Genomic DNA, 19,419 nt, shown 5'->3' with positions numbered 1-19,419 from the left:
GTCGGCGGCGCGGGCGCCGGCGGCGGGCTCCGTGGACGGGGTTCGTCGAGTCGTGTCAGGCAATGAAGATCCTCCTGGTCTTGTTCCGGTGTTCGAGGGACCATCCCTCGATCTGGGGTGCGGTGGGCGCGGGCAGGTCGGCGGCGTCACGCACCGCGAGCGCCTCGGCGACCACCGAGGTCATCACGTCCCCCGTCGAGAGAACCCACCCGGCGGCGTCCACCGGGTCCACGGGGGCGAGTTTGAGTGCGGCGGAGGCCACCGTCTGGGCGTCGTCGTACAGACTCACCCGGGCGGTCTCGGCCTCCCCCGCCCCGATGACGGCGGCGACCACCCCGAGCGCGACCGGCCGCTGCGGCGCGCGGCCCAGGGCGCGCAGCGCGGCGACGGCAGGGTGGTCCGGCCGGAGCCGGGCGGCCAGGCGCACGAGGCCGCGCCCGAGCATCCCCGAGACCTCCCTCAGGGGGTCGCTCGGCGAGCGGGCCAGCAGCTCCTCGTGCACGGCCTCCAGCGCCCGCGGGTCGACGGGGGCCCCGCCGTCCCCGCCGACCGCCCGGTGCGCCAGCACCGAGGCGGCCGCCTCCACCAGGCCCACCGTGCGCAGCCGAGCGGTCATGTACGCCGGGATCAGCTCCGCGGGCATTCCGGCGATCAGTGCGGGCTCCAGGCCGGCCGAGTAGGTGTGCCCGCCCACGGGGAGGCGGGCGTCGGCCAGCAGCAGGGAGCCCAGTCCCGAAGTCACCCGGCCGCCTAGAACATCGTGTACCGCTGCGCGAGCGGTACCTCGTCCACGGGCCGGGGGCGCACGAACTCGCCGTCGATGCTGATCGCGAACGTCTCGGGGTCCACGTCGATGTCGGGCAGTGCGGTGTTGTTGGGCATGTCCGCCTTGGTGACGCCGCGGGTGGGGCGGACCGCCACCAGCTCCCGGCGCAGCCCCAGCCTGTCGGCCAGGCCGTCCTCGATCGCCAGCGGGGACACGAAGGTCACCGCCAGGTCGGCGGCCGAGGACGCCCGGGCCGCCAGCGCGGGGCGCAGCAGCACCGGCTGCGGCGCGGGCACGGCCCCGTTGGGGTCGCCCAGCGGCGCGGCGACGATCGCACCGGACTTGATCACCGCGGACGGGCGGATCCCGAAGAACGCCGGGTCCCAGAGCACGAGGTCGGCCATCTTGCCGGGCTCCACGGATCCGACCACGTGGTCGATCCCGTGCGCCACCGCCGGGCAGATCGTGTACTTGGCCACGTACCTGCGGGCGCGGGCGTTGTCGGCCGGCAGGTCCGAGGACAGCGGCCCGAACTGGTTCTTCATCACGTGCGCCACCTGCCAGGTGCGGCAGACCAGCTCCCCGATCCGCCCCATCGCCTGGGCGTCGGTGGAGGTGATCGAGAGGGCGCCCATGTCCTGGAGGATGTCCTCGGCGGCCATCGTGGAGGCCCGGATGCGGGACTCGGCGAAGGCCAGGTCCTCCGGGACCCGGGGGTTCAGGTGGTGCACGACGAGCAGCATGTCCAGGTGCTCGTCGACCGTGTTCACCGTGAACGGCAGGGTCGGGTTGGTGGAGGCCGGCAGCACGTTCGCCTCACCGGCGGTGACGATGATGTCGGGTGCGTGGCCGCCGCCCGCGCCCTCGGCGTGGAACACGTGGATGCCGCGCCCGGCGATGGCCTCCAGCGTGTGCTGGACGTACCCGGTCTCGTTGAGCGAGTCGGCGTGCAGCGCCACCTGGAGGCCGAACTCGTCGGCCGCCCGCAGCGCGGCGTCGATCGCCGCCGGGGTGGCACCCCAGTCCTCGTGCACCTTGTACCCGCCCGCCCCGGCCAGGGCGTCCTCGGCGAGGGCCTCGGCGGAGACGGTGCTGCCCTTGCCGAACAGCATGACGTTGAGCGGGAACCGGTCCAGGGCCCGGTGCATCGTCCGCAGCGAGTGCGCGCCGGCGGTCACCGTGGTGGCCTTCGACCCCTCGGTGGGCCCGGTCCCGCCGCCGATCACGGTGGTGGTGCCGGTGGCGAGCGCCTCGTGCATCTCGATCTCGCTGAGGAAGTGCACGTGGGTGTCCACGGCGCCCGCGGTGAGGATCTTGCCCTCCCCCGCGATCACGTCGGTGCCCGGACCGATCAGCAGATCCGGGTGCACCCCGTCCATCACGTCCGGGTTGCCCGCCTTGCCGACGGCCACGATGCGCCCGTCGCGGATGCCCACGTCGCCGCGCACGATGCCCCAGTGGTCCATGACCACGACGTTGGTGACGACCACGTCCAGCGCCCCCTGGGCGCGCGTGGTCAGCCCCTGGCCCATCGACTCGCGGATGGTCTTGCCGCCGCCGAAGACGGCCTCGTCGCCTCCCGCCGTGCGGTCCTCCTCGACCTCGATCCACAGGTCGGTGTCGGCCAGGCGGATCTGGTCGCCGACGGTGGGACCGTACAGCTGGGCGTACTCGCGGCGGTCGATGCGGCTCACTGGTCGCGCTCCTCGGTGTCGGCAGGGGCCACGTCCTGCTCGGCGTCGGTGTCCGGTCCCGCGGTGTCGGGGCGGGGTGTGTGGGTGGGGACCACCTCGGCGGGGTCGCCGTCGCGGGCGTCCGCGTCGCCGACCCGCATGGCGGCGCCGGAGGCGCGCGCGGGTTCGGGCACGTCCACGCCCGGGGTGCCGAAGGGGACCACCGGTCGCGGAACACGCTCCTCGGCGCCGGGTTCCCGGACCAGGTCGCGGATCTGGAGGCCGGGCACGTGGCGGCGGCCGCCGAGGGCCACGAGCTCCACGGTGCGGCTCACCCCCGGTTCCAGTCGCACGGAGGTGCCGGCGGGGATGTCCAGCCGGAAGCCGCGGGCCGCCTCGCGGTCGAACCGCAGGGCCGGGTTGGCGTCGGGGAAGTGGAGGTGGGAGCCCACCTGGATGGGGCGGTCCCCCGTGTTGACCACCACGAGGGAGAGGCGTTCGCGGCCCTCGTTGAGGACCAGGGGGGTGGGACGGGTGCGGATCTCGCCGGGGATCACTGGATCGGCTCCGTGATCGTGACGAGCTTGCGGCCGTCGGGGAAGGTGGCCTCGACCTGGACGTTGGGGATCATCTCCGCCACACCGTCCATGACCTCGTCCCGGCGCAGCACGTTGCGCCCGTCGTTCATGAGGTCGGCGACGCGGGCCCCCTCGCGGGCCCGCTCGATCACCCAGCAGGACAGCAGGGCGACCGACTCGGGATGGTTGAGCTTGACGCCCCGCTCGCGCCGGTCGCGGGCGATCATCCCGGCGACGGCGAGCAACAGCTTCTCGGTGTCCGATGGAAGTAGATGCATGAACCACCTCTCAACAGTTCCGACCCACGCGGTGGTGGGTACGGACCCAGTCTTAGCAGGAGTCCCGGGTCACAGTCGCAGGTGAGGCCCTCGCCGGGGGCTCCGGGGCGCGCCCGCCGGGGCCCGGGCCGGGACCGCTCGGGCGCCGCCGCGGACGGCGCGGGGCGCGGGCCCCGCACGGCTCCGGCCGCCCCCTTCCGGACGCCGCCGGCCCGCCCCTCACCCGACACTGCGGGGATCCATAGGCCCTGTCATCCCATGACTTCCGCGCGATCCGACGCTCCTGCGCCGACGGTCCGGAGCCCCCGGTCGGCCGCCCGGCGGCGGGCGGCGGCCGGGGGCTCCGGACCCCGCCCGCCGCGGCCGCACCGCGCGTCCCGGACGGCGCTCGCCGCACCCCCGGCCGGTGGGGGAGATCACCATGGCGGCCGGGGCCCCGGAGCCCCGGAGGAAGCGGACACGACTCCGGGCGGGCCCGCCCCCGCGCGGCGACGGGCCCGCGGCCGGGGCGGTCCGACCGGTCGCACCCGGGCGGGGCGCCCCCTCCACCCTGGGGAAAGCCCCCTCCCGTCCGGGCCGCTCCCGCGCGGGGGGACGCGCCGATGCTCCGCCGGAGGACCCGGACGCGGGGACCGGTACCGTCCGGAAGCGGAACCCCCTGCGGTACGGGGATTTCGCGTGTGATCCAATGTGGCCGGAGTTCGCTGTGTCCTACTAGACTCTGCGGCCTCCCCACCCCAGAGGACAGGACACCTGTGGCTTCCCGCTGCCCCTACGCCGAACTCCACTCCCCTGACTTCCACGCGGACCCGCACAAGGTCAACCGACGCATGACCGAGGAACACGGACCGGTCTTCCCCGTCGAGATCTCCCCCGGCGTCCGCGCCTGGGTCGTCGCGGACTACGCGATGATCACCGCCTGGTGCAGGGACACCCGTACCTTCGTCCGCGACTCGCGGCTCTGGCTCGACTGGCGGGAGGGGCGCGTCCCCGACGACGCACCGGTCGCGGCGATGATGGCCCACCGGCCCAACCTGCTCTTCGCCGACGGGGACGAGCACGCCCGCCTCAAGCGCTCGATCACCGACTCCCTGGGGCGCGTCCCCGAGAGCCGGGTCGGCGACATCACCCGCCTGCACGCCGACACCCTCATCGACGCCTTCTGCGCGCGGGGCAGCGCCGAACTCGTCTCCGAGTACGCCCGCCTGCTGCCGCTGCTGGTCATGTCCGACCTCTTCGGCTTCTCGCCCGACATCGGCCGGCGGGTCCTGACCTCCCTCAGCGACCTGTGGGACGGCGTGGACGCGGCCAGGGCCAACGGCGAGTACGAGCGCGCGCTGTCCGACGCCATCTCGGCCAAGCACGCCGAGCCCGGCGAGGACATCACCTCCTGGCTGCTCGAACACCGGGCCGGCCTCACCGACGACGAGCTCCTCCACCAGCTCGTCGTCACCATCGGGGCCGGGGCGGAGCCGACCGCCAACCTCATCACCGGGACCACGCGCACCATCCTGGTCGACGCCGAGGTCGGCCAGGCCGTCCGCGGCGCCCGGGTGGGGATCGGCGAGGCGATCGACCAGGTGCTCTGGCGCGAGCCCCCCATCAACAACTACCCCGTCCTCTACCCGGTGACCGACGTGCGGGTCGGCGCGGACACGGTGGTCCGGGCGGGCGAACCGGTCCTGCTCGGATACTCCGCCGCGCACGCCGGGCTGTCCGGGAGCGGACCCGACATCGAGCAGGGCAACCGCGCCCACCTCGCCTTCGGCGTGGGCCCGCACCGCTGCCCCGCCCAGGGGTTCGCCTACTCCATCGCCCAGGTCGGGGTGGAGACCCTGACCAGGCGGTTCCCCGATCTGCGGACGACGGAGGACGAGGCCCAGTGGCGCCCCTCCCCGTTCGCTCGGGCCCTGGCCCGCCTCCCCGTCGCCTTCACCCCCGACACCCCGAAGGGCACCACTCCCCCATGGCAGCAGACATCCCCGTCCTCCACCCCTACGACCTCCACCGCCAGACAGCCGGACTCCGCGGGCGAGGCCCCGTCGTCGAGGTTGAGATCCCTGGTGGCGTGGTTGTTCGGGCGCTGACCGGACACGACGTCGTCATGGAGGCGCTGGCCCACCCCGGCGTGCGCAAGGAGGCGCGCCACTGGGGCCCCTGGGCCCGGGGCGAGATCCCCATGGACTGGCCGCTGATCTCCTGGGTCGCCCCGGACAACATGCTCACCGCGGACGGCGACCGCCACCGCCGCCTGCGCACGCTGGTCTCGCAGGCGTTCACCCCCCGCCGCGTGGAGGTCCTGCGGCCGCGCGTCGCCGAGATCACCGCCGACCTCCTCGACGCCGCCGAGGCCTCCGGCCCCGGCCCGGTGGACCTGAGGGCCGCGCTGGCGCTGCCCCTGCCCATGACGGTGATCTCGGAGCTGTTCGGGGTCGCCCCCGAGCACCGCGACACCCTGCACGGGCTGATGCACTGGGTCTTCGACGCGACCGTCACCCCGGAGCAGGCCGCCCGGACCAACGCGGACATGCTGGCCTTCCTCACCGAACTGGCCGAGGAGAAGGCCGGGGCCCCCGGCGACGACCTCACCAGCGCGCTGCTGGAGGCCCGCGCCGAGGGGGACGAGAAGCTCTCGCAGAGCGAACTGGTGTGGACGCTGATCCTCATGATCGGTGCGGGCTACGAGACCACGATGAACCTCATCACCAACTCCGTGCACGCCCTCCTCACCCACCCGGAGCAGCTGGCGCTGGTGCGCTCCGGCGAGGCCTCCTGGGCCGACGCGGTCGAGGAGACCCTGCGTTGGGACGCCAGCATCCAGTACCTGCCCCTGAGGTACACGGCCGAGGACGTCACCCTGGCCGGGGTGCGCGTGCCCAAGGGCGAGGCCCTGCTGATGGGCTTCGGCGCCGCGGGCCGGGACCCGGGACAGCACGGCGACGACGCGCACGTCTTCGACCTCCGCCGCGAGCAGCGCGGCCACCTGGCCTTCTCGCACGGACCGCACTTCTGCCTGGGCGCGGGGCTGGCCCGGCTGGAGGGGACCACGGCCCTGGAGGCCCTGTTCACCCGCTTCCCGCGGATCCGCCCGGCCGAGGGGGAGGACGTGCCCGAGTCCCCCTCCATCGTGGCCAGCGGCAGGTCCCGCCTCCCCGTCGTCCTGGGCTGAGCCGGCCGGGACCCGCGCCGGCCCCGGGGCCGGCGCGGGTCCGCCGGGTTCCCTACGCGTGCGGCCCCTCCCCCGGGCGGAACCGGACGAGGAGGACGGTGAGGACCAGCGCGAGCCCCGTGAGGACCGACGCGGACAGTCCGACCCCGGCCAGCCCCGCGGTCTCCAGGGCGATCCCGCCCAGTCCGGCTCCGAGGACGATGCCCGCGTTGAAGGCGGCGACGGAGAACGACACCGCCGCGTCGCCCGCGTCACCGCCCAGTTCGTAGATCCTCGCCTGGACCGCGGGCACGAAGCTCCACGCGGCGAGCTGCCAGAGCCCGACCACGGCGACCGCGGCGACCGCGAACGAGGCGGTGGCGAAGAGCAGGACGAGCCCGGCCAGGGCTGCGGCGACGGCCGCCACCAGGGTGGCGCCCGGGGCCCGGTCGGCGCCGCGCCCGCCGACCGCGTTGCCCGCGACGCCGAGCACCCCGGCGAGCAGCAGCACGCCGACCACCGACAGGCCCTCCAGCCCGGCCTCCTCGCGCAGCAGGGGCAGCAGGTAGGTGAAGGCGCAGAACGTCCCCGCCCAGAACACGGCGACCGCGGTGATACCCAGCGCCACCGGCTTCCTCGCCAGGACGGCGAACCGCTCCCGGAGCGACTGGTCTCGCAGGGGAGCAAGCCCGGGCACGGCGAGGAGCACGGCCAGTGCGGCGAGCCCGGAGAGGACCGCGATGGCCAGGAACGGGAGCCGCCAGCCCTCGGTACCGTCGGAGCCGCGCTCCAGCAGCATGCCGAGCGGACTCCCCAGCGCCGTGGCCGTGGTGATCCCGCCCTGGAAGACGGCCAGGGCCCGCGCACGGGCGCCGGGCGCGGCCAGGCGCGCGGCGGCGCCGAACCCCACCGCGAGGTAGAGGCCGAAGCAGGCCCCGGTCACGAGGCGGGTGGCCAGCAGGACCGCGAAGGTGGGTGCGGCCGCCGCCACCGCGTGCGCGGCGCCGAACACCAGGAGGGAGGCCACGAGCACCGGTCGGCCGGCGTACCGGGCCATGGCGGCGCCGAGGAGGGGGGCGCCCAGCGCGACGGCGACCGCGTTGATCGTGACGAGCTGGCCGACCGCGCCCTCGGGCACCCCGAGGTCCACGGAGATCTGGGGCAGCAGGCCCACGACCACGAACTCGGTGCAGCCGATGGCGAACGCGCCGAGGGCCAGGGCGAGGAGGGGGGTCCATGTGCGGGAGGCCGCCGCGGAGGCGGCTCGTGCCGGGGAGGGGGACTCTTTCCGTCGTCTGCTCACACGCCTTTCTACAGGCGCGCCCCCTTGCCGGGTAGGGGACTTCCGACCCTTTCTTAACACTCGTTAAGCAACGTCGGCCGACCCGTGGTCCGGTCGGCTCCGGTCCGCCTCACCGGGCGCCCCCGACCTGCGCGGGCGTCCCGGCTGCCGCACGGAGGCCGGTCCCGGCCACGGAAGGGCCCTCGCCGGGACTTGACCTGGAGCGCACTCCAGGACCCAGACTTCCCTGCAGAGGCCCGGTCGACAGGCGGGCCCGGACCCGAGGGGACCACCATGCGGTACCGCACCATCGGCAGTGACCCGCGGACCCGGCGCGAGGTGAGCGTGCTCGCCCTGGGCGCGATGCTCATGGGCTCGGTGACCGACGAGAAGACGTCGTTCGCCGTCCTGGACCGCTACGTCGAGGCCGGCGGCACGTTCGTCGACACCTCCGGCAACTACGCCTTCTGGACGGACGGCGGCCAGGGCGGGCAGAGCGAGGAACTGCTCGGCCGCTGGCGGAGGAGCCGGGGCATCGGCTCGGAGGTCGTCGTCGCCACCAAGCTCGGGGCGCGCCCGCTCTCCCCGGGGACGAGCTTCACCGACAACCCCGAGGGGCTGTCCGCCAAGATCATCCGGGAGTCGGCCGAGCGCAGCAGGGAGCGGCTCGGCATGGACACCCTCGACCTGCTCTACGCGCACATCGAGGACCGAACCGTGCCCGTGGCCGAGACCGTCGGGGCGTTCGCCGAGCTCGTGTCCGAGGGCTCGGTGGGTCTGCTGGGGGTCAGCAACCACGCGGCGTGGCGGGTCGAGCGCGCCCGCGCCCTGGCGGCGGCCTCCGGGCTGCCCGGCTACGAGGTGCTCCAGTACCAGCACAGCCACCTGCGCCCTCGCACGGACATCCCCGACGCCCTGTCCCAGGACGGCAGCATCGCCGCGGCGGGCCCCGACCTGCTCGGCTACCTGCGCGCGGAGCCCGGCCTGGTCCTGGTCGCGTACTCGCCCCTGCTCGGCGGCGCCTACACCCGGGACGACAAGCCGCTGCCGCGCGACTACGACCACCCCGGCACCCGGGCCCGCCTGGAGGTCCTGCGCGCGGTGGCGCGCGAGGCGGGCGCGACGGTGAACCAGGTGGTGCTCGCCTGGCAGATGGGCGGCGAACTGCCGATCATCCCCCTGGTCGGCGCGTCGTCCGTCGCCCAGCTGGAGGAGAGCCTGGCCGCCGTCGACCTGGAGCTGACCGCGGACCAGCGCTCGCGCCTCGACGCGGCGCACTGACCGCGCGGACCGCCGCCGGGCGGGGTCCGGCCCGGCGCCGACACGCGGAACGGCCGACCCGCCCGGTTCGTCCGGACGGGTCGGCCGGGGTCCGGCCGGTTCGGGTGCTCTCGGCCGGACCGGTCACGGGTCGGCCCCTCTGCCGCCGACCGTCACCGCGGGGCGGCGGGTGTCCCCCGCCGCCCGGCGGCTAGCCGCCGTAGGTCTCGAACTCGGCGACGCGCGGTGTGCCGTTCGAGCCGGTGATCTCGAAGTTGATCTTCCGGAGCGTCGTCGGGGCGAAGGTGATGACGCCCGCTCCGCGCCCGGTGGCCAGGACGGCGCCGGTGTCGTGGTTCACGAGCCGCCAGGAACCGATGTTGCCCTCGGCCCCGGCCGCCTCGCGGATGTTGACCGAGGACACCGTGGTGCCGGAGCCCCACTTGACCGAGACGCGGCCGGTCGAGCCGCTCGGCGACCAGTAGGTGCCCATGTCGCCGTCGACGACGTTCCCGTAGCCGGTCCCGCTGGCCTTGCCGGAGCCGTCGGCGCCGGCCCCGATGCTGAGGTTGGTCCCCTCGGGCGGGTCGGTCGGGTCGGGGTCGGGGTCCGTCGGGTCGGGGTCGGTCGGGTCCGGGTCCGTCGGGTCCGGGTCGGTCGGCTCCTCCGCCTCGCAGTTGCCGTCCGAGACCCGGTTGCCCTGGCCCGCGCCCGCGGTCTGGTTCAGCACGGTCGGCACGCAGCCGGCGTCGTCGAGGTCGTAGGAGTACGGGATGCTCACCGACGTGGTGGACTGCGGGTTGGGCCCGGCGGGGTAGTTCGAGTCGCCCGGGCTGGACCAGGTCACGTTGTCGAAGACGTTGCCGCCGACCTCCCAGGTCCCCCTCTCATCGGTGTAGAAGGTGCCCAGGACGTCCTTGGAGTCCTCGAAGTAGTTGTTCTCCACCTTCGCCCTGGCCCCGGCCCGGGAGTTGATGCCGGACTCGTGGATGTCCGCGTAGTGGTTGCTGTACATGTGCCCGACGCCGCCGCGGAGCAGGGGCGCGCGCGAGTCGAGGTTCTCGAACCGGTTGTGGTGGTACGTGACGTACCCGTTCGAGCGGTCGCTCTCGCTGGACCCGACCAGGCCGCCGCGGCCGGAGTTGCGCAGGATGCTGTAGGAGAGGGTGACGTACTGGGTGTTGTTCTTCATGTCGAAGAGGCCGTCGTAGCCCTCCGACTCCCCGCCCGACGCCTCCAGGGTGACGTGGTCGACCCAGACGTTGCGGACTCCGCTCTCCATCCCGATGGCGTCACCGCCGTTGGACGTGGGCGAGCCGGACTTCTTGACGTTCCGGACGGTCACGTTCTGGATGATGATGTTGCTGGACTCCCGGATGTGGATGCCCAGCTGGTCGAACACGGCCCCGCTGCCGGTGCCGACGATGGTGACGTTGCTGATCTTCTTGAGCTCGATCACGTCGTCGGCGGTCTCGCAACCGGTCCCCGACACCTTCGAGGTGTTGCCGTGGTTGATGGTTCCCTGCACCTCGATGACGATCGGGGTGCTGGTGCTGGGCCGGTTGCACAGGGCCTCGTGGATCTGGGTCCCGGTCGTGGCCCGTACCGTCTGGCCGCCCGCGCCTCCGGTGGTCCCGCCGTTCTGCGTCGCGTAACCCGTGGCGCTGCCGGTCTGCGCCGATGCCGAGGCCATCGGCAGGGCCAGACCGCCCGCCACCACGGCCGCGGCGGCCAGCGTCGACACGAGCCCACGCGTGATTGATCGTCTCACTGCTCACCCTTCTTCTGGAGCACAAGCATGTGACCTGCTTCACTCGAGAGTAGAGAAAGCGCTTTCCATGTCAAGAGGTGTTGGTGCAAACGTTTGCAGGAAGGGGAAGCGCCCATTGTTCTCCACAAGCCTGTTGTACTGCGGGTTTATGGTAATTTCACATCGAAAATCGGGACCGAGTACCTCTATTGGTGCAACCGGTTGTAGCTCCCCGATGAGGGCCCGGCGGGGCGTCCGCAGGCTCCCGCCGCGGCCGGCGGGCGTACCGGCGGGGGTGGGAGGGCTCACGCCCGGAGGGATCGGACGGGTTCTCGCGAACGGCCCCGGCCGGGCGACCGCGACCCGGGGCACGGCGGCGAAGTGCCGGGGCCGTAGGATGGCGGGCGTACGGCCGAAGACGGTTCGAGGAGGTGTCGGTGATGGGTCTCTCGCCCCAGCCGCCCGCCCGGAGGTTCCGGGAGCACGGGCGGCGGGTTCCGAAAGGAACGAGATGTCCCGTACGGACAAGACCAAACCGCTGTGGGTGCGCCAGCGCGAACACGGTCCGGTAGCGGTCCACGACCACACCCGTGGCGACTGCGACCTGCCTCCCGCCCCGACCCGCAAGGAACCGGGGACGCGTTGCCGCTGGGAGCACCCCGACGTCATGCTCTTCAGGCACGGATGCTGCGCCGGGTGCCACAAGCGCGCCTGTACCGCCTCCTGGCAGGCCTACAACAGGGCCGGCAACCGCGGGCGTCGCCACCGGGACCGGCTCCTGGCACTCCGCCGGGTGCGCGAGGCCAACACTCGTTAGACGTCGCACGACGCCCTCACGGCCTTAGCCGTGAGGGCGTCCCGTTCACACGGGACCAGGGTCGTTCCCGAGTGGAGTGGGCCCTGGGCAACCCAACTACAACCCCCGGGGCGAAGCCCCGCGTTGTGAGAGAGTGTCCCGCCCACGTCGCCGATCAGCGCGACCCCGACCAGAGGGGGGTACCTCGGGGGGTTCGGGGGTCTCCCCCCGGGAGACACGAAGGACGACCCGGCGAGGCGGCCGAAGGCCCCCGAGCAGGGTCGTCCTGAGTCCGTGGGCGCGAAGGGACTCGAACCCCTGACCTATTGCTTGTAAGGCAATTGCTCTAACCAACTGAGCTACGCGCCCGTGCGTCGCACGAGATCATACCGGTTCGCGGTGGCCGCCGCGCCTCAGGCTCCGGCGTGCTCCCGCAACCGCGCCAGGTACTCGTCCGTGTCGCGCGGCCGGGAGGCCGGGGAGACCGTCGACCAGCGGACGACGCCGTCGGCGCCGACCAGGAAGGTGCCCCGCCGGGCGACCCCGCGCCGGGGGTCGAGGACCCCGTAGGCCTCGGCGACGCCGCCGTGCGGCCAGAAGTCCGACAGCAGCGCGAACGGGAACCCCTCGCGGTCGGACCAGGTGCGCAGGGCGAACACCGAGTCCACCGACACCGCCAGGACCTCGGCTCCCAGCTCCTCGAACTCGGAGTGGCGTTCGCTCAGGTCGGCGAGCTCCCCCGAGCACACGCCGGAGAACGCCAGCGGGTAGAAGACCACGAGCACGGGCCGGCCGCGCAGGTCGGCCAGGGCCGTGTCGCGCCCGTACTGGTCCTGGAGGGTGAAGTCGGGCGCGACCGCGCCCGCGGTGATGGGATCGCTCATGGTCGCGTTCGTGTTCGGCGGCGCTCGGGCCGGGGACGGCGGCCGTCTGCTGACGGACGCCCCTCAGCGCCGCGCGCCCGCCTCTGGGACGCGCGGCACCGGATGCCTCACCCGGTACGGGTGGTGGACGTCACCGCTTGGGAACGACCAGGCGCGTACCCGACCAGTCGGCGCCGATGCTGACCGCGCTCGTCTGGGACAGGCCCGACGTCGAAGCGGCCTCCGCGACGTCGTTCGGGGACACGTGGAGCTCACGTCCCGCCTTCGGGGTCAGCACCAGGATGGTCCCGCCGTCGGCGATGGTGGTCACCGTGTCCATCAGCGCGTCGGTGAGGTCCTCCTCCTCGTCGGACCGCCACCACAGCAGTGCCGCGTCGACGTCTCCGTCGAAGTCCTCGTCGACCAGCTCCTCACCGGTGAGTTCGGTGATGGATGCGCGCAGGCCCTCGTCGACGTCGTCGTCGAAGCCGAATTCCTGCACCACCTGACCCGGCTTGAATCCGAGTCGGTCAGCCAAGCCACGTTCGCTCTGTGCCTGGCCCGCGGTCGCGCTCACGAAAGTTCTCCTCCACAGATGGTTTTTCTCAATCTTGCCTGCACTGGGCAGTTGTCACAACGATGCCGGGCCATTTCGCGGCCCGTCACGTGGGTCCGTAACCATCGCTGATGGCCTAGTTCACACGCTAGTGGCATGTTCCGTCAACGCGCTCCCAAACCCCGTCCCGGTCCCGGTCACCCGCGGCGGGAATCATGAGGACGAGAGGTAGGACAGCCGGACCAGGCGGTCCGGGTTGTCCACGTTCAGGTCGACAACGGCGATCGACTGCCATGTTCCCAGTTCGAGGCGGCCCGAGAGCACCGGAACGGTGGTCTGGGGCGCGATGAACGCGGGCATCACGTGTGATCTCCCGTGGCCCCGGGAGCCGTGCTTGTGCCGCCACCGGTCGTCGGCCGGCAGCAGGTCGTCCAGGGAGGCGAGGAGGTCGTCGTCGGACCCCGCACCGAGTTCGATGATCGCCACGCCCGCCGTCGCGTGCGGGACGAACACGTTGAGCAGTCCGTCGCCTCCGGTCTCGGCGACGAAGTCACCGCACTCCCGCGTGATGTCGGTGATGCTCTCCGATCCACCGGTGTGCAGCTCAAGGATCTGTGTCCGCATAGCGCCACCTTCGCGCAGGTGCGGCCCTCGTGCAACCATCCCGGTGGCACCCGCGCTCAACTGCGCAGGTCGGCGCACGTCATACTCGTCCGCCACATGTGCGAACCTGGTCCAAAGGAGGGCAAAGGGTGACTGCTTCTTTACGTTTGGGCCCACTGCTGCGTCACGCGGGACCGACCACGGCGACGGTGTGGGTGGAGACCGACACCCCCTGCACCGTGCGGATCCGGGTCGACGGAGCCGTGACGGCCGCCTCGGAGACCTTCACCGTGCACGGGCACCACTACGCCGTGTGCGAAATCACCGGGCTCCCGGAGGGCGCGGCCCTGCCCTACGAGGTCTTCCTGGGCGAGGACCGGGTGTGGCCCGAGCCGGACAGCCCCTTTCCGCCCAGCGTCCTGCGCACGACGGCCCCGGAGGGGCCCACGCGGCTGCTGTACGGCTCGTGCCGCAGGCCGACGGGCGACACGCCCGAGGGGGTCGTGCGGTACGGCCCGGACATGCTCCGCGCCACCGCCCGGCGGCTGGCCCGCGAGGAGGTCGACGGCAACCTCGTCCTCCTCCTCATCGGCGACCAGGTGTACGCCGACGAGCTGGAGGAGCCGATGCGCTCCTTCCTGGCGTCGGTGCGCGGGCCGGCCGTCCCCGACGGGGCCCCGGGGGACGAGGTCGTCCACTACGGCGAGTACGCCGAGCTGTACCGGCAGGCGTGGACCGATCCCCCCGTGCGGTGGCTGCTGTCCACCGTGCCGACGCTGATGATCTTCGACGACCACGACATCCGCGACGACTGGAACACCTCGGAGGCGTGGCGCGGCGCCATGGACGGCCGCCCGTGGTGGCGCAGGCGGATCACCAGCGGGCTGGGGGCCTACTGGGTCTACCAGCACCTGGGCAACCTGTCCGCGGAAGCCCGGTCCAAGGACCCGCTCTGGGCCCGCGTCCGCGACGCGAGCGGGGACGCCGCCGACGCGGTCGACGGGTTCGCCCTGCTGGCGCACGACGAACCGTCCTCCTACCGGTGGAGCCACCGCTACGACGTGGGCTCCGTGCGGGTCCTGATGGCGGACACCCGCTGCTCCCGCGCGCTCGGGGAGGACGCCGTCCACGAGGGGTCGCGGTCGATCCTCGGCGCGGAGGGGCACGAGTGGCTGGACGAGAACCTGGCCGGGGGCCCCGACCACGTGGTGGTCGCCTCGACCGTCCCGGTCGTGCTGCCCTCCGCGGTGCACCACCTGGAGGCGTGGAACGAGGCGGTGTGCGCCGGCGCCTGGGGCGAGTGGCCGCGCCCCCTCGGCGAGCGGCTGCGGCAGGCGATGGACCTGGAGCACTGGGGCGCCTTCCAGTACTCGATGCGCCGCCTGGGCGACGCCGTCGGCGCGGCGGCCCGGGGCGAGCGGGGTCCCGCCCCCGCGACCGTGCTGTTCCTGAGCGGCGACGTGCACTTCTCCTACGCGGCCCCCGTCCGCCACCGGCATGTCGCCGAGGGCGGGACCAGGGTCACCCAGCTCGTGTCCTCGCCCCTGTGCAACCAGCTCTCCGCCGGGACCCGCCGGGTCGTGCGCCTGACGGCGAGCCGCGCCGTCCACGTGGTCGGCAGGGTGCTGACGCGGCTGGCCCGGGTCCCGGGGATCGACCTGTCCTGGAAGCTGGACGGCAAGACCTACGCGGGCAACACCATCGGCGAGGTGGTCTTCGAGGGCCGTGACGCCGAGGCCCTCTGGTACCACGCCTCCGAGGGGGGCATCGACGCGCTGCCCGGCGTGCACCGGCGTATGAGGGTCTGAGGCCGCCCCTTCCCGGGCGGGGCCGCCCGTCCCGTCGTCCCGCACTGCGCCGGGGACCACCGGCGCCGGGGGCGCGGGCGCGGGCTCCGTGCCCGCGCCCCCGGCGGGTGTCAGGGCTTGTTCGAGTGCGGGCGGCGGGTGGAGGGGGCGGCGCGGCGGGAGCGGCGGACCGCGATCCCGAGGGCCCCGCCGCCCTGTTCGAAGAACTGCCGGGCGGCCCGGTGCACGCTGGAGCGCGGTCCCGCGGGGGCGTCGGGGTCGGGGTCGCCGTCGGCCGCGGCGCCGCTGCCCGGCCCCGGCTCGGAGCCCTCCTCACCCGTTCCGGCACCGCCCAGGTGCGGGAGCTGACGCGTCGGCTCCACCTCCTGCCCGGAGGGGAGGTGGGGAAGGACGTCGGTCGGCCTCTCCCGCCCGGTGCGCTGCGCCTCCAGGTGGGGGAGGACGTCCGTGGGCTCCTCGCTCCCGTGCGAGGGGGAGCCCAGGTGCGGGAGGACGTCGGTGCGCTCGTCGGACGGGGTGTCCAGCGGACGGATCGGCCGGGTGCGCTCGTCGGCGGAGGCGGCGGCGGGCGCGGCGCCGTCGGGCGCCCCGGAGCTCTCCTCGCGCACGGCCTTCTTCCAGGCCCTCTCCTCCAGCTTCTGGCGCATCGACTCCCGGGAGCGCTCGACCCGCGCCGCCTTCCAGGAGTTGACCAGCGGGGTGACGATCGGCCAGGTCACCTTGGCCGGGCGCGACAGGGCGTGCCACAGGTAGGCGGTGGTGCCCCACGCCTCCATGGCCCTGCGTGCCCTGGTGATCGTGAAGAAGGTCGGCATGGCCAGCAGGAGCTGGGGCCAGGCCAGCAGGAGCGAGGCCAGCAGCGGGTACATGCCCCCGCCCACGACGGACGCGGCGGCGCCGATCGCGACGGGCACCAGCGCCAGGGCGATCCGCAGACCGGTGAACTGGCGGAAGCGGTGCAGCGAGCGGCGCGCGGAGACCTGTGGAACCAGCCCCTCGGGCAGGGGCGTGGGCTGGACGATGAGCGCCAGCAGCAGTGTGCCCACGCCGACGCTCGCGGCCAGCAGTATCGTCCACCCCGCGGCGGAGAGCGCACCGCCGACCATGAGGTACACCGCGCCCAGGACCGGCAGTGGCGCGGGGAGCCAGAACAGCACCCGCCTGCGCAGCTCGCCCTCCTGCGTTGGCTGGAGAACGAAATCGATCACCGAACGGAAGAACCGGGACCTTTTCCTCGGTCGCTCGACCACAGCGTTGACCCCCCAAGAACGTCGCGACGGAGCGGTGCGGGGACCATCGCCCGAGGGTGTCCTTAACCTCATGGGTCCCGCCAGCAGCCTGCCCATCACAAAGCTATCCCTTTTCATGTAGTCCCCGGGCGCACACGGGCAGTCACAGACATACCCGACCCAGGTGAAACTTCCATAAGTCGGTAGATATGACAGGCAACGATCAGATTACGTCCCCCAGGCCTTCCGGTCACCTCCGTGGCTGGTTCCGGACAACCTCCCCGGTGTGGTGTCGGCCACTCCGCGCCGCGCCTCAGCCCTCGTGCGTCTGCGCCAGCCGCCCCAGGGCGACCGCCACCCGCAGGACGAACGACCCGCGGCCGTCGGAGGGGGTGCGGCCGGTGAGCTCGGCGATCCTGCTGAGCCGGTAGCGGACGGTGTTGGGGTGGACGAAGAGCATCCGCGCGGTGGCCTCCAGCGAGGAGGCGTGCTCCAGGTAGACCGACAGGGTGTCCAGCAGCGGCGAACCGGCCCCCAGGAGGGGGACGTAGACCTCCTCCACCAGCTGGCCGCGGGCCTCGGTGTCCCCCTGGAGGGCCCGCTCGGGCAGGAGGTCGTCGGCGAGCACGGGGCGCGGCGCGTCCGGCCAGGCCACTGCGGCGCGCAGTCCGCTGACCGCCGCGCGCGCCGACGCCCCCGCCGCGCGCAGGTCCGCGACGGCGGGTCCGACCACCACGGGGCCGGGTCCGAAGAGCCCGGCCAGGGGTTCGGCCGCGGCGGCCGGGAGGTCCTCCTCCGGGTAGCGGTCGCCCACGCCGACCACCACCACGACGCGCCTCCCCTGGGCGCCCGCCAGCACGTCGTGCCCGAAGCGGCGCGCGGCCGCACGCAGGTCGTCCAGGATCTTGCCGGGGTCCTCCCCGCCGGTCTCCCCGGCCACCGCGATCACGGGGGTGTGCGACCAGCTCAGCGCCGACCCCCAGGTCTGGAGGCCGTCCTCGTGGTCGCCGTGCAGGAGCGCGTCGACGATCAGGGCCTCCAGGCGGGCGTCCCACGCCCCGCGTGCCTCGGCGGCGCGCGCGTACACCTTCGCGGAGCTGAAGGCCACCTCCCTGGTGTACCGGAGCACCGCCTCGCGCAGCTGCTGGGCGCCGCCGGGGGCGGCCAGCTCGTCGACCTGTCCCTCGACCACGTCGATGACCACGCGGATCATGTCGACGGTCTGCTGGAGGGAGACCGAGCGGGTGAGCTCGCGCGGAGCGGTGCCGAAGACCTCGACGGTGATGGCGGGACGTCCCCGGACGGGGTTGCGGAACCAGTCCACGAAGGCGGCCACGCCGGACTGGGCGACGAGCCCGATCCAGGAGCGGTCCTGGGCGGACATGCGGCGGAACCATCCGAGCCGCTGCTCCATGCGGGAGACGGCGGCCGTTCCGAGGGCTCCCATGGAGCGCTCCAGCCGGCGCACGGTCTCGGCGCGCACGCGCTCCTGTTCCTCCGCGACCGGATCGGTGTCGCCGTCGACGCCGGCGGCGTCCGCCGGACCGGTGCTGCCCTCGTCGTCCCGGGGCGGGTGGGGTTCGGTGTTCACACCTCTAGGTTCGCACCCCCGGGGGACCCGACCGGAGGGCCGCCCCGCGCCGGGGCGCTTCCGCCCCCTCCGCGCACCCGCTCCGTGGTCGGTGCGGAACAGCGCGTACCGTCGGGGGTGATCCCCCACACTGGTTTCGGCCGGGCGGGTCCATGTCAGGCCTCCTTTTGTGGAGTACCTACAAACGCCCCGGCCGAAGTTCGTGTTCCTCCCCATCCGACTGGTGATCTCCTACAGGGCAAGGTTGATGTCGTGCTCGTAATCGTTGCTCCCGGCCAAGGCGCCCAGGTTCCCGGTTTCCTCTCCCCGTGGCTCGAACTCCCCGGCGTCGCCGAGCAGTTCGCCGCGTGGTCCGAGGTGTCCGGACTCGACCTGGCCCGCTACGGCACCACAGCGGACGCGGAGGAGATCCGCGACACCGCCGTCGCCCAGCCCCTGCTGGTCGGCGCCGGCCTCGTCGCGGCCTCCGCCATGCTCTCCCCGCTCTCCGCCCCCTCGCCCGCGCTGCCCGCGGAGGCCTCCCTCGTGGACGCCGTCGCGGGCCACAGCGTCGGAGAGTTCACCGCCGCCGCGATCGCCGGCGTGCTGTCCCCCAAGGACGCCATGGCGCTGGTCGCCGAACGCGGCCGGGGCATGGCCGACGCCGCCGCCCGCACCGGGACGGGGATGACCGCCGTGCTCGGCGGGGACCGCGACGAGGTCCTCGCGGCCCTGGCCGCCGCGGGCCTGACCCCGGCCAACGACAACGGCTCCGGCCAGATCGTGGCCGCCGGGACCACGGAGCAGCTCGCGGCCCTCGCCGGGAACCCGCCCGCGCGGGCCCGGCTCCGGCCCCTGGCCGTCGCGGGCGCCTTCCACACCGAGCACATGGCCCCGGCGGTGGAGCGGGTCCGCGCGACGGCCGCCGCCCTGTCGCCGTCCGACCCCACGGTCCGCCTCCTGTCCAACGCCGACGGCGCCGTCGTGGACAGCGGCGCGGAGTACCTCGAACGCCTCGTCTCGCAGATCTCCTCGCCGGTGCGCTGGGACTCCTGCACCCGGACCCTGGCCGACCTCGGGGTGACCGCCCTGATCGAGCTCACCCCCGCGGGCACGCTGACCGGTCTGGCCAAGCGCGCGCTGCGCGGTGTGGAGCTCCTCGCGGTGAAGACCCCCGACGACCTCGACCGCGCCGGTGCCCTCATCAAGGAGCACGCGGGGGTTCTCTCCCCCTCGGGCACCGACCAGGAAGGCTAACC

Annotated in this window: 17 protein-coding genes and 1 tRNA gene; 6 read left to right on the top strand and 12 right to left on the bottom strand. The window is 73.4% G+C overall.

Annotation, left to right across the window (positions count from 1 at the left end; all coding sequences use genetic code 11):
- Window positions 1-55: 55 nt before the first annotated feature.
- From OUQ99_RS09570 to OUQ99_RS09555, 4 genes are read right to left on the bottom strand one after another with little or no spacing between them, the layout of a single operon-like run.
- On the bottom strand, window positions 56-742 hold the full coding sequence (locus OUQ99_RS09570) for an urease accessory protein UreF (protein ID WP_267949069.1): 687 nt from the start codon (window positions 740-742) through the stop codon (window positions 56-58).
- 8 nt (window positions 743-750) lie between these two features.
- Entirely contained in the window at window positions 751-2,460 is a 1,710-nt protein-coding gene (locus OUQ99_RS09565) for an urease subunit alpha (protein WP_267949068.1), read from the bottom strand.
- Window positions 2,457-2,996 carry an urease subunit beta gene (locus OUQ99_RS31650; RefSeq protein ID WP_267949067.1) on the bottom strand — a complete coding sequence of 180 codons (540 nt, stop codon included), beginning with the start codon at window positions 2,994-2,996 and terminating at the stop codon, window positions 2,457-2,459. Before OUQ99_RS31650 ends, OUQ99_RS09565 begins: the two co-directional genes overlap by 4 nt.
- Entirely contained in the window at window positions 2,993-3,295 is a 303-nt protein-coding gene (locus OUQ99_RS09555) for an urease subunit gamma (protein ID WP_267949066.1), read from the bottom strand. Before OUQ99_RS09555 ends, OUQ99_RS31650 begins: the two co-directional genes overlap by 4 nt.
- A 755-nt stretch (window positions 3,296-4,050) precedes the next feature.
- Here OUQ99_RS09555 and OUQ99_RS09550 point away from each other — a divergent pair.
- Window positions 4,051-5,382, top strand: coding sequence for a cytochrome P450 (locus tag OUQ99_RS09550; RefSeq protein WP_267949065.1), 1,332 nt, complete (start codon window positions 4,051-4,053; stop codon window positions 5,380-5,382).
- Window positions 5,364-6,464 (top strand): cytochrome P450 family protein, encoded by a 1,101-nt coding sequence (locus OUQ99_RS09545; RefSeq protein ID WP_267949064.1) that lies wholly within the window; start codon window positions 5,364-5,366, stop codon window positions 6,462-6,464. Before OUQ99_RS09550 ends, OUQ99_RS09545 begins: the two co-directional genes overlap by 19 nt.
- Before the next feature lie 52 nt (window positions 6,465-6,516).
- Here the strand turns inward: OUQ99_RS09545 and OUQ99_RS09540 are convergent, their stop codons facing one another.
- Window positions 6,517-7,746, bottom strand: a complete 1,230-nt coding sequence (locus OUQ99_RS09540; RefSeq protein ID WP_267949063.1) for an MFS transporter — start codon at window positions 7,744-7,746, stop codon at window positions 6,517-6,519.
- 273 nt (window positions 7,747-8,019) lie between these two features.
- On the opposite strand from OUQ99_RS09540, the gene OUQ99_RS09535 reads away from it, so the two are divergent.
- Entirely contained in the window at window positions 8,020-9,006 is a 987-nt protein-coding gene (locus OUQ99_RS09535) for an aldo/keto reductase (protein ID WP_267949062.1), read from the top strand.
- 190 nt (window positions 9,007-9,196) lie between these two features.
- On the opposite strand, the gene OUQ99_RS09530 is transcribed toward OUQ99_RS09535, so the two are convergent.
- Window positions 9,197-10,756 carry a pectate lyase family protein gene (locus OUQ99_RS09530; protein ID WP_431061494.1) on the bottom strand — a complete coding sequence of 520 codons (1,560 nt, stop codon included), beginning with the start codon at window positions 10,754-10,756 and terminating at the stop codon, window positions 9,197-9,199.
- A gap of 490 nt (window positions 10,757-11,246) precedes the next feature.
- Here OUQ99_RS09530 and OUQ99_RS09525 point away from each other — a divergent pair, with 490 nt between their 5' ends.
- Window positions 11,247-11,552 carry a hypothetical protein gene (locus tag OUQ99_RS09525; RefSeq protein WP_267949061.1) on the top strand — a complete coding sequence of 102 codons (306 nt, stop codon included), beginning with the start codon at window positions 11,247-11,249 and terminating at the stop codon, window positions 11,550-11,552.
- Window positions 11,553-11,826: 274 nt separating this feature from the next.
- Here the strand turns inward: OUQ99_RS09525 and OUQ99_RS09520 are convergent.
- From OUQ99_RS09520 to OUQ99_RS09505, 4 genes are all read right to left on the bottom strand, one after another.
- Window positions 11,827-11,900 (bottom strand) — tRNA-Val (locus tag OUQ99_RS09520).
- A gap of 44 nt (window positions 11,901-11,944) precedes the next feature.
- Complete coding sequence (locus tag OUQ99_RS09515; RefSeq protein ID WP_267949060.1) at window positions 11,945-12,415, bottom strand: peroxiredoxin; 471 nt, start codon at window positions 12,413-12,415, stop codon at window positions 11,945-11,947.
- Between the two features lie 130 nt (window positions 12,416-12,545).
- Window positions 12,546-12,971 carry a DUF3052 domain-containing protein gene (locus OUQ99_RS09510; RefSeq protein WP_267949059.1) on the bottom strand — a complete coding sequence of 142 codons (426 nt, stop codon included), beginning with the start codon at window positions 12,969-12,971 and terminating at the stop codon, window positions 12,546-12,548.
- Window positions 12,972-13,163: 192 nt separating this feature from the next.
- Window positions 13,164-13,574 (bottom strand): secondary thiamine-phosphate synthase enzyme YjbQ, encoded by a 411-nt coding sequence (locus OUQ99_RS09505; RefSeq protein ID WP_267949058.1) that lies wholly within the window; start codon window positions 13,572-13,574, stop codon window positions 13,164-13,166.
- 128 nt (window positions 13,575-13,702) lie between these two features.
- Here OUQ99_RS09505 and OUQ99_RS09500 point away from each other — a divergent pair, with 128 nt between their 5' ends.
- Window positions 13,703-15,361 (top strand): alkaline phosphatase D family protein, encoded by a 1,659-nt coding sequence (locus OUQ99_RS09500; protein ID WP_267949057.1) that lies wholly within the window; start codon window positions 13,703-13,705, stop codon window positions 15,359-15,361.
- A 110-nt stretch (window positions 15,362-15,471) separates the two neighbouring features.
- Here the strand turns inward: OUQ99_RS09500 and OUQ99_RS09495 are convergent, their stop codons facing one another.
- Together OUQ99_RS09495 and OUQ99_RS09490 are read right to left on the bottom strand one after the other, a co-directional pair.
- Entirely contained in the window at window positions 15,472-16,569 is a 1,098-nt protein-coding gene (locus tag OUQ99_RS09495; RefSeq protein ID WP_267949056.1) for a hypothetical protein, read from the bottom strand.
- Window positions 16,570-16,903: 334 nt separating this feature from the next.
- Window positions 16,904-18,181 carry a PucR family transcriptional regulator gene (locus OUQ99_RS09490; protein WP_267949055.1) on the bottom strand — a complete coding sequence of 426 codons (1,278 nt, stop codon included), beginning with the start codon at window positions 18,179-18,181 and terminating at the stop codon, window positions 16,904-16,906.
- A gap of 252 nt (window positions 18,182-18,433) precedes the next feature.
- Between OUQ99_RS09490 and OUQ99_RS09485 the strand changes: the two genes are divergently transcribed.
- Complete coding sequence (locus tag OUQ99_RS09485; protein ID WP_267949054.1) at window positions 18,434-19,417, top strand: ACP S-malonyltransferase; 984 nt, start codon at window positions 18,434-18,436, stop codon at window positions 19,415-19,417.
- The last annotated feature ends 2 nt before the right edge of the window (window positions 19,418-19,419 follow it).

It is taken from the genome of Streptomonospora nanhaiensis, assembly GCF_026642255.1.
Lineage (GTDB): Bacteria > Actinomycetota > Actinomycetes > Streptosporangiales > Streptosporangiaceae > Nocardiopsis > Nocardiopsis tropica.
This window is presented reverse-complemented; position numbering and strand designations above follow the sequence as displayed.